Source organism: Prauserella salsuginis (assembly GCF_024648885.1).
GTDB classification, from domain to species: domain Bacteria; phylum Actinomycetota; class Actinomycetes; order Mycobacteriales; family Pseudonocardiaceae; genus Prauserella; species Prauserella salsuginis.
Map to the genome: position 1 here is coordinate 890,389 of NZ_JANBBF010000009.1, position 12,749 is coordinate 903,137.

A 12,749-nucleotide genomic window follows, 5' to 3' on the forward strand; every position below is an offset into this window, starting at 1 on the left:
CCGCCATGACCGACCAGCAGCATTCCTCCGGTACGGATGAGACCTCGAGCGCGGGCTCCGGCGAGTCGGGTTCGGGCGCGGGTACCGGCGGCGCGATGGATACCGGTGCGATGGATACCGGTGCGATGGACGCCGGTGGCGGTGCGGAGGCCGCAGCCACGGCGGCTGCCGGCGCCCACACGGGCGAGCACGGGGAGCCGGACCCGTTCGACTATCCCCGTGAGTGGGAGGCCGACGTCGTGCTCTCCGACGGCGGCACGGTGCACATGCGGCCGATCGTGCCGAGCGACGCCGACCGGGTCGTCGCGCTGCACAGCAGGTTGTCCGAACGCACGCGCTACCTGCGCTACTTCGGGGCCTACCCGCGGATCCCCGCGCGTGATCTCAAGCGGTTCACCACCGTCGATCACCGCAGTCGCGTGGCGTTCATCGCGCTGCTCGGCGACGACGCCGTGGCGGTCGGACGGTACGAGGGTCTCGACGGCGACTCCGCGGAGGTGGCGTTCGTCGTCGACGACGCCCATCAGGGTCGTGGACTGGGGTCGATCCTGCTGGAGCACCTCGCCGCGGCGGCACGGGAGTCGGGGCTGCGCCGGTTCGTGGCCGAGGTCCTCGCCGAGAACTCGGCGATGGTGCGGGTGTTCCGGGACGCGGGCTACCAGGTGAGCCGTGCCTTCGAGGAAGGTGTGGTGCACCTCGAGTTCGACATCGACCCCACCGAGGATTCTCTCGAGGTGGCTCGCGCCCGCGAACAGGCCGCGGAGGCGCGCAGCGTGCACAACCTGTTGCACCCGCGGTCGGTGGCCGTCATCGGAGCTTCGACCGATCCGACGAAGATCGGCTACGCGGTGCTGACCAACCTGTTGGGCGCCGACTTCTCCGGGCCGGTCTATCCGGTCAACGCCGAGCACGCGTCCGTGCGCGGGGTGCGGGCCTACCGGTCGGTGCTGGACATCCCGGATCCGGTTGATCTCGCGGTGGTCGCCGTGCCCGCCGATCAGGTCGAGGCGGTGCTCGACGGTGCGCTGGCGAAGGGCGTCAAGACGCTCGTCATCGTCTCGGCCGGGTTCGCCGAGGCCGGCCCGCACGGTGCGCACGCGGAGCTGCAGCTCGTCGGCGAGGCGCGGGCGCACGGGATGCGCGTGGTCGGTCCGAACGCGCTCGGCGTGCTCAACACCGACCGGCGGGTGCGGCTCAACGCGACACTCGCACCGCAGTTGCCGAAACCCGGCCGCACCGGATTCTTCTGCCAGTCGGGTTCGCTGGGAACGGCGATCCTGGCCGACGCCGAGGCGCGCGGGCTCGGGTTGTCGACGTTCGTCTCGGCGGGTAACCGCGCCGACGTCTCCGGTAACGATCTGCTGCAGTACTGGGAAACCGATCCGAACACCGACGTCGTGCTGCTGTACCTGGAGTCGTTCGGAAACCCGCGCAAGTTCGCCCGCCTCGCGCGGCGGCTCGCGCGCACCAAGCCGATCGTCGCCGTGAAATCGGGCAGGCACGCCGTCCGCCCCCAGCTCGCGGCGACGTCGACCGAGATCGACGAGTCGAGTGTGCAGGCTCTGTTCGAGCAGGCCGGTGTCGTCCGCGTGGACTCGTTGGCGCAGTTGTTCGACACGGCGCTGGTACTCGCCCATCAGCCGTTGCCGGCCGGCTCTCGGGTGGGGATCGTGGGTAACTCGAGTGCGATCGGCCTGCTCGCGGCGGACACGGCGAGGGGGAACGGCCTCGAACTCGGTATCGAGCCGGTCGACATCGGACCGCAGGCCTCGCCGGAGGAATTCGCAGAGGCGGTCGGCGAGGCGCTCGACTCGCCGCACGTGGATGCGCTGGTCGCCGTGTTCGCCCCGCCCGTGTCGATCCCGGGCACGGCGTACGCGCGCGCGTTACGCGAGACGGTGCAGGCGCGGGAAGCCGCGGACAAGCCGATCGTGTCCACGTTCCTCGCCGTCGAAGGTGTGCCGGCCGAGCTGGCGACTCTCGGGGAGCAGGGGCAGCCGGTGGTCGGTTCGATACCGAGTTATCCCAGTCCGGAGCGGGCGGTGAACGCACTCGCCAGGGTCATCCGGTACGCCGAGTGGCGCGCACGGCCCCAGGGTGCGGTCGTAAGGCCCGACGGCCTGCATCCGGAACGAGCGCAGGGACTGGTGCGGGAGTGGCTGCCGGCCGAGGCCCGGCATGCGGGTGAGAACGCGGACCACGGCGCAGCCGGGGAGGGCCCCGCAGCAGGGAAGGGCAGCGGGGCAGGGAAGGGCAGCGGGGCCGCGGAGGACGGCGCGGCCGGGACGGACGGCGTCGGCGGGGCCGCGGGCGTTCCGGCGGGTGCCCACCCTGCCGGACAGCGGTCCGGTGACCGGGACGTCCGGCTGGCCGATGCGGAGCTGGTCCGGCTGCTCGAGTGCTACGGCATCGATGTCGTGCCGTTCCGGGTGGTGACCGGCGAGGACGAGGCTGCCGCGGTCGCGGCCGAGCTCGGCTACCCGGTGACGCTGAAGGCCTACGACGACACTCTGCGCGGCAGGCCCGACCTGGCCGGGGTTCGGCTCGATCTCACCTCCGACGACTCCGTGCGCACGAGTTACCGCGATCTGCGCGACACCTCGGGCATGGCCGAGATCTATGTGCAGCGCATGGCACCCAAGGGGATCTCATGCGTCATCGGCCTGCAGGACGATCCTTCGTTCGGCACACTCGTCTCGTTCGGACTGTCCGGAGTGGTCAGTACACTGCTCGGCGATCGTGCGTTCCGGGCGGTTCCGCTGACCGATGTGGACGCGGCGACGCTGGTGCGGGAACCGCGGACGGCGCCGCTGCTGACGGGTTACCGCGGTGACGAGCCGGCCGACCTGGATGCGCTGCAGGACCTCATGCTCCGGGTCGCGGCGCTGGGGGAGGACAACCCGGAGGTGCGGTCGCTGGTCCTCGACCCGATTCTCGCCTCGCCGGAGGGAGCGTTCGTCACGAACGCGCGGATCGTCCTCGGTTCGCCGCCGTCTCGTCCCGACAGCGGACCCCGGCGGTTGCGGCAGCTCAACGCGCCTGCCGGCTGACCGGTGCGTGGCTGCCCGACCCGGGGAGCGGGCGGTAGGTGTCACCGGTGCGTTGCCACACCGGGTCGCCGCAGTCGGGTCCGTCGGCAGCGAGCCACCGTTTGATCACCTTGAACGTCGCCGTTCTCGGCAGGTCGGTGGTCACGCGGACGTACCGGGGGCGCTGTTTCGGGCCGAGATCGTCCTGCGCGTCGAGGAACCGCGCGAACTCGTCCGGACCGGGTGACGCTCCGCCGGCAGGGACGATCGCCGCCATTACCTCGTCGCCGACCCGCCCCGGCACGGCGTACACCACGGCCTCGGCGATCGCGGGGTGGCGGACGAGTATGCGTTCGATCGGAGCCGTGCCCAGGTTCTCGCCGTCGACGCGGACCCAGTCGGCCGTGCGCCCGGCGAAGTAGGCGAAGCCGTCGGCGTCGACGTAGGCCAGATCGCCCGTGTGGTACCGGCCGTCCCGGACGCGATCGGCGTCGGCCGCGGAATCGTTGTAGTAACCCGCGAACCAGCCCGGTCCCGACACGTTGACGAGTTCGCCGACGGCGGTGTCGGCGTTGCGGAGCTCGCCGTCCGGTCCGAACTCAGCGGTCTCGCACGTCTCGCCGGTGTCGGGGTCGAGGATGTGCACCCCGTCGGTGAGTCTGCCCAGTGATCCCGGCGGCGTGTCGGGGGTCCTCGAGAAGCCGATGCCGCCCTCCGTCGACCCGTACGCGTCGACGACGCGGCAGCCGAACCGCTCCGCGAACGCGTTGAGGTCGGCCTCGGCGCCCTCGTTGCCGTAGACGAGGCGCAGTGGGTTGTCGGCGTCGTCGGAACCGGGCGGGGTGGCGAGCACGTAGGAGAGGGGCGTGCCGACGTAGTTGGCGTACGTGGCCCCGAACCGGCGCACGTCCGACAGGAACCCGCTCGCGGAGAACCGGTCCCGAAGCGCGATGGCCGCCCCCGCGGCGAGTCCGACCGCCCACCCGGCCATGATCGCGTTCGAATGGAACATCGGCATCGCGATGTAGGTGGTGTCGGTGGTCGACAGGCCGAACCGGTCGGCCAGCATCCGCCCCGGACCTGCGATCTTGCCGTGGGTGCAGCGCACGGGTTTCGGGTCGCCGCTCGTGCCGGACGTGAAGATCAGCATCAGCAGGTCGTCCGGTCCCGCGGGAGCCTGCTCGGTGGACACCCCGGCATGCGCCGCGACCAGATTCGTCCACTCCGGACCGTCGAGGTCGAGCACCGGAACGCCGGGGTCGGCGTCGAGCAACGGCCGGTAGGACGACTGCGTGAGTACCACGCGGCAGTCCGACACCCGCACGTCCCTGGTCAGCGCCGGACCGCGCCGGGTCGGGTTCAACCCCACGAGGACCGACCCCGACAGCGCGCAGCCGCCGAGCAGGAACGCGAACTCGGGGAGGTTGTCGGCGAGGACGCCCACGTGTGGCGGCCCGTCGCCGGGCAGGCCGCTCAGCAGTTCCCGCAGGGCGGCTCCGCGGGCGGCGGATGTGGCGACCACCTCGTCCCACGTCCACGTGCCCTCGTGGGTCTTCAAGCCCGGTTCCGTGCGCCCCGCCTGCGCGAGCAGCAACTCGGACACCGTCCCGGCCGCCGTCATGCCAGCAGCTCCCCGAGCCGGTTGAGCTGTGCCGTCGCGCCGCCCCCGGCGAACTCGTTCCGTTTCGCCGCCACGAAATATCGGTGCACGTCGTGTTCGACGTCGATGCCGACACCGCCGTGGACGTGCACGGCCGTGTGCGCCACTCGGTGCCCGGCCTCGGCGGCCCAGTACTTCGCGGTTGCGATCGCGACATCGACGTCGGTGTCGCGGGTGTCGACCCCGCCGTCACCGGTTCCGTCGTCGGAAGTCTCGCCGTCGGCCGACGCCAGTCGCCACGCCGCCTGCCAGAGCGTAAGCCGCACGGCATCGACGTCGACGTAGCCGTCGGCCAGGCGGTGCCGCACCGCCTGGAAGCCGCCGATCGGTGTGCCGAACTGGTGGCGCTGGCCCGCGTAGTCCGCCGTCAGCTCGAGTGCGCGCTCCACGACGCCGAGCTGGCGCGCGCACCCGCCGAGCGTCAAGCGCCTGCGGAGGAACGGCACCGACTCGGCGGGCAGGACCGCCTGCGGCCGGACGCCGCGTGCGCGGACCAACGCGGCGTCGGCGTGATCAACCACGCGCTGGGGTTCGACGTCCAGCCCGGACGCGTCCGCGGCGACCAGCGCGAGCACGTCGCCGCCGGTCGCGGTCGCCTGCACCAACAGGCCGTCGGCGAACGCCCCGTACGGCACGGCCTGAGCCTCACCGCTCAACCCGCCCTCCGCGTCGAGGGCGAACCCCGTCGGAGCCCCGTCGTCCGGCACGGCTGCACTCACCACCGCCTGGCCCCGCACAGCGGGAACGACCCACCGTTCGAGCAGCTCACCACCGCCGAACTCGGCCAGCACCGACCCCGCGGGAGCGATCGCAGGCACGTACGGCACGGCCGCGACGGCTCGCCCCAGCTCGTGCCCGATCGCGCACTGCTCGAGCACGCCGAAACCGCCGCCTCCGACCGTCGACGGCAGAGCCGCGTCCAGCACCCCGGAGGAGGCGAGCGCCTGCCACAGTTCGCGGTCGAACCCGCCGGTCCCGTGCGGAGCTCCCGGTGGGTGGTCACCCGCGATCCGGCGGGTCAGCTCCGCGAGGTCGCGCTGCGCCTCGGTGTAGGTGAAATCCATCGACGTCTCCTCGCTAGCTCCGACAGGCAGTGATGCGGTGGGCAGTGGTCCGACGGGCAGTGATCCGGCGGGTGCTCCGGCGGCGGGTGGTGCTCGTCAGCGGGTCACGGGCAGGCCGAGCGCAGTGGCTCCGATGATGTCCCGCTGGATCTCGTTGGTGCCGCCGCCGAACGTGAGGATCAGCGCCGACCGGTGCGCCCGTTCGATCCGGCCCTGCAGCACCGCACCCGGGCTGCCCTCGCGGACCAGCCCGCCCGCGCCCAGTACCTCGAGCAGCAGTCGGTAGGCCTCGGTCGCCAGTTCCGTGCCGAACACCTTCGTCGCGGATGCATCGGCGGGTGCGACCCCGCCGGCGTCGGCGGTCGAGGCGATCTTCCAGTTGCGCAGTTTGAGATAGTCGGCGTGGGCGTGCACGCGCGCCAGGTGCGCCCGCACCCACTCCTGGTCGATGACGCGGCTGCCGTCCGCCCGCTTGGCCTCCCGTGCCCACGTGACGACCTCCTCGAGCGCGGCCTGCAGCGGGGCGGCGGAGGTGAGCGCGACGCGTTCGTGGTTGAGCTGATTGGTGATCAGCGGCCAGCCCGCGTTCTCCTCGGCGATCCGGGCGGAAACGGGGACGCGCACGTCCGAGTAGTACGTCGCGCTCGTGCCCGGCCCGGCGACGGTGTGAACCTTCGTCCACGAGAAGCCCGCTGCGGACGTCGGCACGGCCAGCACGCTGATCCCTTTGTGCCGCTTCGCGTCCGGATCGGTGCGCGCGGCGAGCCACACGTAGTCGGCGTACTCGATGAGACTGGTCCACATCTTCTGGCCGTTGATGACGTACTCGTCGCCGTCTCGCACCGCACGGGTCCGCAGCGCCGCGAGATCGGTGCCCGCGTCGGGCTCGGAGTAGCCGATGGCGAAGTGGAGGCGCCCGCTCGCGATGCGCGGCAGGAAGTACTCCTTCTGCTCGGGAGTGCCGTACCGCATGATGGTCGGGCCGATCGTGTTGATCGTCAGGAACGGCACCGGCACGCCCGCGATCGCCGCCTCGTCGGTGAAGATCAGCTGGTCGAGCATCGACCGCGCCTGTCCGCCGTACTCCTGCGGCCAGCCGAGCGCGAGCCAGCCGTCCTCGCCGAGCCTGCGCACGATCTCCTTGTACGCCACCCCGTCGCCGTACTCTCCCCCGCCGGCTACGCCCTCATTGGCGGGGGGACCCCCATTCCCGCCGGCTACGCCCTCATTGGCGGGGGGACCCCCATTCCCGCCGGCTACGCCCTCGCCGGCGGGGGTGCCGCCGGTGCCATGGCCCTCGGTGCGGAGCCCGTCGCGCAGCTCCGGCGTCATGAGCGTGGCGAAGTACGCGCGCAGCTCGTCGCGAAGCCGGTCGTGCTCCGGTGTGTACGCGATCCGCATCCGATCCTCCCGTGGGCCGTTGGACGTAGTGAGGGACCTGGCCGTGACGCCCGCCGGTCAGGTCGCATCGCCGTCGACCCGGCCCGGCCACAGCGGCGGACCCTGCCGACCTTGAGTGTAGAACAGGTTCTATTTGAGGGAACAGGTCCGACCGCGTCGACTTGTCGGGCGCGATGCATTGTCCCCGCGCAGTGGTTCTAAACGCGCTATCAAGCCTCGGTGAGAACCCGAGCAATCCGCCCTTGCCAAGAATGAGAACAAATTCTATTGTCGGTCGCGATGTGAGCCGCGGTGAGCCAGCACACACCACCGGCCGCGTCGCCCACCGAGCAGGCTTCAACGAGGAGGCAGTACGTGAGAGCGGCCGTTCTGCACGAGATCGGGAACGACAAACTCGACCTGCGCGACGACGTGACGGTCGCCGGACCGGGTCCGGGCGAGGTGCGCGTGCGGGTGCGTGCTTCGGGCATCTGCCACAGTGATTTGTCCGCGATGACCGGAACGCTGCCCGCGATGGCGCCGGGGGTCGTCGGGCACGAGGGAGCGGGCGAGGTCGTCGCCGTCGGCGACGGCGTGGACCACCTGCAGCCCGGCGACCACGTCACGATGTCGTTCGTGCCGCCGTGCGGGCACTGCCCCGACTGCGTGCGCGGGGAACTGAACCTGTGCGCGGTGCACGTCATCGACGCGTTCACCACGGCGAGGTTCCGGATCGGCGATCAGCAGCTGTTCGGCTTCTCCGGGCTCGGCACGTTCGCCGAGGAGCTCGTCGTACCGGCGCCTGCTGCGGTGAAGGTCGACCCGGACGTGCCGTTCGAGACCGCGGCGCTCATCGCGTGCGGCGTGCTCACCGGCGTCGGGGCGGTACTCAACACCGCGAAGGTCGAACCGGGCTCGACCGCGATCGTGTACGGCTGCGGCGGCGTGGGCATTTCGGTCATCCAGGGCTTGCGCATCGCCGGAGCCACCACGATCGTCGCCGTCGATCCGGTCACCGCGAAGCACGACGTCGCCACGCGGTTCGGCGCGACCCATGCGGTGACGCCCGACCAAGTGGAGGAGACCAAGCACCAGCTGACGGCCTCCCAGGGATTCGACTACGCCTTCGACGTCGTCGGCGCCCCCGCGACGATCCGCGCAGGATGGGACCACTCCCGCCGCGGCGGTTCCGTCGTCGTGGTGGGCGCGGGCAAGGCCGACGCGATGGTCGAGTTCAGCGCGCAGGAATTGTTCCTGCACGACAAGAAGATCCTCGGCTCGCTCTACGGATCCGCGCACGTCGAACGCGACACGGCCGCCATGCTGCGCTTCTGGCGTGCGGGCATGCTCGACCTCGACGGCATGATCAGCCGCCGCATCGGGTTCGACGACCTCAACGCCGGACTCGAGACGCTGCGCGACGGCAGCGGCGACGTGATCCGCCAGGTGGTGACCTTCGGGTGACGGGGACCGTGCTCGACGGCCGGGTCGCGATCGTCACCGGCGCCGGTGCCGGGCTCGGCCGTGCCGAAGCGCTCGAACTCGGCAGGCAGGGCGCCGCGCTGGTCGTCAACGACGTCGCCGACGAGGCCGCCCGCGCCACGGTGGCCGCCGTCGAGGAGGTCGGCGGCAAGGCGCTGGCCGTGGCCGGTGACGTCGGCGAGCGCGCCACGGCGGATGCGCTCCTCGCCGCGGCGACCGAGCACTTCGGCGGGCTGCACCTCGTGGTGAACAATGCCGGCCTGGTGCGGGACAAGATGTTGTTCAACCTCACCGACGACGACTGGGACACCGTGGTCCGGGTGCACTTGCGCGGGCATTTCCTGTTGTGCCGCGGCGCGTTGCAGTACTGGCGCGGAGTGTCCAAAACCGACGGCGGCCCGGCGTACGGCCGGATCGTCAACACCGCGTCGGAGGCGTTCCTGTCCGGTCCCGCCGGGCAGGCGAACTACGGCGCGGCGAAAGCGGGCATCACGGCGCTGACGGTGTCGACCGCGCGGGCGGGCGCCCGCTACGGCGTGCGCGCCAACGCGATCTGCCCGCGTGCGCGCACCGCGATGACCGCCGGCACGTTCGGCGCCGAAGCCCCTGACGGCAACGACCCGCTGTCGACCGACCACGTCGCCCCGTTCGTGGCCTACCTCGGCTCACCGGGTGCCGACCACATCAACGGCCAGGTGTTCGTCGTGCACGGCGGGCATGTGGCACTGCTGAGTCCGCCGTCGATCGAACAGGACTTCGTCACCGGCGGCGAGGCCTGGACGGTCGGCGAACTCGCCGACCGCATCGGCGGCTACTTCGACGACCGCGACCCCGCACACATGTTCTCCGCGACCGACGTGCTGGAACTGGGACAACCGGGACAGGAGACGCGCCCATGACGCTGACCATGCAACCGCACCGCGAGACGGTGGGACTCAAACCGGGCCTGCTCTACATCGACGGCGAATGGGGTGGGGCCACCGACGGTGCCACCTGGACGCACCGGCACCCCGCCACCGGCGAGGACATCGGCGAGCTCGCCGTCGCGTCAGCCTCCGATGTGGACGCCGCCGTCGCCGCGGCGCGCAGGCGGTTCGACTCCGGCGAGTGGTCCAACACCCGCGCGCAGGAGCGCATCGCCGTGCTCCGCCGCTGTGGTGCGCTGCTGCGCGAGCACGCCGAGGAACTGCGCGGGCTGCAGGCGTTGGACAACTCCGTACCAGTCGGTTTCGGCGCGGGTGTCTACGCGGTCTCGGTCGAGGTCGCCGCGGACGTGTTCGACCACCACGCGGGCTGGGTCGACAAGCTCGGTGGCGAAACGCTCACGCCGTATCAGGGCGGGGACCACCTGGCTATGACGTTCCGCGAGCCGATCGGCGTGGTCGCGGCGATCCTCCCGTGGAACGCACCGTTCCTGCTGTTCGCGCAGAAGGTCGCACCCGCGCTCGCGACCGGCTGCACCGTGGTGCTGAAGCCGTCCGAGTACTGCACGTTCACGGTGTTGCGGATGGTGGAGCTGCTGGAGGAGGCGGGCGTGCCCGCCGGCGTGCTCAACGTCGTCACCGGCCCCGGGGATCCGACCGGTGAACGCCTCATCACACATCCCGACGTCGACAAGGTCAGCTTCACCGGTTCGCGCGGGGTCGGCGGCCGGATCGTCGAGGCCTCCGCGGCGACGATGAAACGCGTGTCGCTCGAACTCGGCGGCAAGAGCCCGGCCATCGTGTTCGACGACGCCGCCGACGTCGGTCTCGCCGCGGCCACGACGATCGGTGCCGTGACCCTCGGCCTGTCCGGCCAGGCGTGTGTGGCCAACACGCGCGCGCTCGTGCACCGCAACGTCTACGACGAGTTCATCGCCGCCGCGCAGGGCATGGCGGGCATGGTCAGCTACGGCGACCCGTTCGACCCGGCCGTGATGTCCGCGCCGCTGATCAACGGCAAGCAACTGGAGCGCGTGCTCGGCTACATCGAGCAGGGCAAGGCCGACGGCGCCCGGCTCGTGACCGGCGGGGAGCGCCTCGACGGCGACTACGCGAACGGCAACTTCGTCGCTCCGACCATCTTCGCCGATGTCGACAACTCGTCGACGCTCGCGCAGGAGGAGGTCTTCGGCCCGGTGTTGGCCGTGATCCCGTTCGACGACGAGGACGAGGCCGTCGCGATGGCCAACGACACCGAGTACGGCCTCGGCGCCAGCGTGTTCAGCGCGAACGCTCAGCGCACGTTCCGCATGGCCCGCAAGGTGCGTGCGGGCACGGTGTGTGTCAACGGGTTCCAGATCGAACCGCACCTGCCGTTCGGCGGGTTCAAGCAGTCCGGCCTGGGCCGGGAGGGCGGCAAGTCGTCGATCGAGTCGTTCACCGAGCTCAAGACCGTGCTCATGCCCCTCGGCGACGAGATGATGTGAGTGAGGCGATGACGACACCCGACACGGCCGCGCGCGGGTTGCGGCTCGACGGCAAGATCGCGCTGATCACCGGCGCGGCCGGCGGTCAGGGAGCGGCGTTCGCGCGCAGACTGGTCGCCGAGGGCGCGCAGGTGCTCATCACCGACGTCGAGGACGCCGACGGCAAGGAGCTCGCGGCCGAGCTGTGTGCCGAGCGCGACGGTGCCGCCGCCTACCAACGGCTCGACGTGGGGTCCGAAGAGGACTGGAACTCGGCGATCGAGCGTGTGACCGAGGAATTCGGGCCGCCGAACGTGCTGGTCAACAACGCGGGGTTGCTGCACTTCTCGGAGCTGGAGCACACGTCGCTGGCCGACTACGAGCGGCTCCTGCGCGTCAACCAGATCGGTACGTTCCTCGGTATGCGCGCGGTCGTTGCACCCATGACGGCGGCGGGCGGCGGCTCGATCATCAACCTGTCCTCCGTCGAAGGGCTGGCCGGCATGCCGTACGTCGCGGCGTACACGGCCACGAAGTTCGCGATCCGCGGCATGACGAAGGTGGCGGCCCTGGAACTCGGCGGCAACGGGATTCGCGTCAACTCGGTGCATCCGGGCATGATCGACACCGCCATGGTGCGCAGGTTCACCGGTGAGGACACGGATCTTTCGCCGGTGGGCAGGAAGGTCGCACTCGGCCGGGTCGGCAGACCGGAGGAGATCGCCGGCCTGGTGGCCTTCCTCGCGAGTGACGACAGTTCGTACAGCACGGGGGCCGAGTTCGTGGCCGACGGCGGCGCGACCGCGACCCACGCGTTGAAGCTCTGAGGACCGGGCCGCCGGCACGAGCCGGTGGGCGAGCGCAGGAGGTGTCATGACCGCACGTACGGGTTCGCTCCCGGGCACCGCCGCGTTCGCCCAGGTCGGCCGGCTGACGACGCTGTCGTGGCAGGTGCTCGTCGCGATCCCGCGGCGGCCGTTCCAGTGGCGCGAATGGATCCAGCAGTGCTGGTTCTTCGCCAGCGTCACGATCCTGCCGACCGCGCTGGTGGCGATTCCGTTCGGTGCGGTGATCGCGCTGCAGCTGGGTTCGCTGACGCAGCAGATCGGTGCGCAGTCGTTCACCGGCGCGGCCAGCGCGCTGGCGATCGTGCAGCAGGCGAGTCCGCTGATCACGGCGCTGCTCGTCGCCGGCGCCGGCGGGAGTGCCGTCTGCGCGGACATCGGCGCCCGCAAGATCCGCGAGGAGATCGACGCGATGGAGGTGCTCGGGGTCAACCCGATCCAGCGCCTCATCGTGCCGAGGGTGCTCGCCGCCATCGTCGTGTCCGTGCTGCTCAACGGGCTCGTCAGCGTCGTCGGCGTGATGGGCGGGTACTTCTTCAACGTCGTCATGCAGGGCGGCACCCCCGGCGCGTACCTCGCGAGTTTCAACGCGCTCGCGCAGCTGCCCGACCTGTGGATCAGCGAGATCAAAGCCGTGATCTACGGGTTCTTCGCCGGGGTGGTCGCCGCGTTCCGGGGACTCAACCCGTCCGGTGGCCCGAAGGGTGTCGGTGACGCGGTGAACCAGGCCGTCGTGATCACATTCCTGTTGTTGTTCCTCATCAACGTGGTGCTGACCGCCGTGTACCTGCAGCTCGTCCCGCCGAAGGCGCTGTGACGCCATGACCGCGACCCAGGATCGAGACGCCGCCTCCGCACCGCAGCCGGAGCCGTCCCCACAGCGAGGGCCGCGCTCCGACG

Annotated in this window: 9 protein-coding genes; 6 read left to right on the top strand and 3 right to left on the bottom strand. The window is 70.9% G+C overall.

Annotation, left to right across the window (positions count from 1 at the left end):
• Positions 1 to 5 precede the first annotated feature (5 nt).
• A complete protein-coding gene (locus LY40_RS10875) occupies positions 6 to 3,050 on the top strand; it encodes a bifunctional acetate--CoA ligase family protein/GNAT family N-acetyltransferase (protein WP_258936702.1) in 3,045 nt (1,014 codons plus the stop codon).
• Here LY40_RS10875 and LY40_RS10880 read toward each other — a convergent pair.
• The 3 genes from LY40_RS10880 to LY40_RS10890 all read right to left on the bottom strand — a co-directional run bounded on the left by LY40_RS10880 (position 3,031) and on the right by LY40_RS10890 (position 7,154).
• Positions 3,031 to 4,650 (bottom strand): long-chain-fatty-acid--CoA ligase, encoded by a 1,620-nt coding sequence (locus LY40_RS10880; RefSeq protein ID WP_258936703.1) that lies wholly within the window; start codon positions 4,648 to 4,650, stop codon positions 3,031 to 3,033. The two genes, LY40_RS10875 and LY40_RS10880, sit on opposite strands and share 20 nt — an antisense overlap.
• The gene (locus LY40_RS10885; RefSeq protein ID WP_258936704.1) at positions 4,647 to 5,753 is read right to left on the bottom strand and encodes an acyl-CoA dehydrogenase family protein; all 1,107 of its coding nucleotides are present in this window, start codon (positions 5,751 to 5,753) and stop codon (positions 4,647 to 4,649) included. Before LY40_RS10885 ends, LY40_RS10880 begins: the two co-directional genes overlap by 4 nt.
• A 96-nt stretch (positions 5,754 to 5,849) precedes the next feature.
• Entirely contained in the window at positions 5,850 to 7,154 is a 1,305-nt protein-coding gene (locus LY40_RS10890; protein ID WP_258936705.1) for an acyl-CoA dehydrogenase family protein, read from the bottom strand.
• Between the two features lie 354 nt (positions 7,155 to 7,508).
• Between LY40_RS10890 and LY40_RS10895 the strand changes: the two genes are divergently transcribed.
• Genes LY40_RS10895 through LY40_RS10915 form a run of 5 tightly spaced genes read left to right on the top strand, consistent with a single transcriptional unit; the run spans position 7,509 to position 12,666 of the window.
• Positions 7,509 to 8,597 (top strand): Zn-dependent alcohol dehydrogenase, encoded by a 1,089-nt coding sequence (locus LY40_RS10895; RefSeq protein ID WP_258936706.1) that lies wholly within the window; start codon positions 7,509 to 7,511, stop codon positions 8,595 to 8,597.
• Positions 8,594 to 9,514, top strand: a complete 921-nt coding sequence (locus tag LY40_RS10900) for a 3-oxoacyl-ACP reductase (RefSeq protein ID WP_258936707.1) — start codon at positions 8,594 to 8,596, stop codon at positions 9,512 to 9,514. The genes LY40_RS10895 and LY40_RS10900 overlap by 4 nt, the downstream gene beginning before the upstream one ends.
• Positions 9,511 to 11,025: an aldehyde dehydrogenase family protein gene (locus LY40_RS10905; protein WP_183783996.1), complete on the top strand. Its 1,515-nt coding sequence runs from the start codon at positions 9,511 to 9,513 to the stop codon at positions 11,023 to 11,025. Before LY40_RS10900 ends, LY40_RS10905 begins: the two co-directional genes overlap by 4 nt.
• Before the next feature lie 8 nt (positions 11,026 to 11,033).
• Positions 11,034 to 11,831 (top strand): glucose 1-dehydrogenase, encoded by a 798-nt coding sequence (locus LY40_RS10910; protein ID WP_183783998.1) that lies wholly within the window; start codon positions 11,034 to 11,036, stop codon positions 11,829 to 11,831.
• 46 nt (positions 11,832 to 11,877) lie between these two features.
• Positions 11,878 to 12,666, top strand: a complete 789-nt coding sequence (locus LY40_RS10915) for an MlaE family ABC transporter permease (protein ID WP_183784000.1) — start codon at positions 11,878 to 11,880, stop codon at positions 12,664 to 12,666.
• The last annotated feature ends 83 nt before the right edge of the window (positions 12,667 to 12,749 follow it).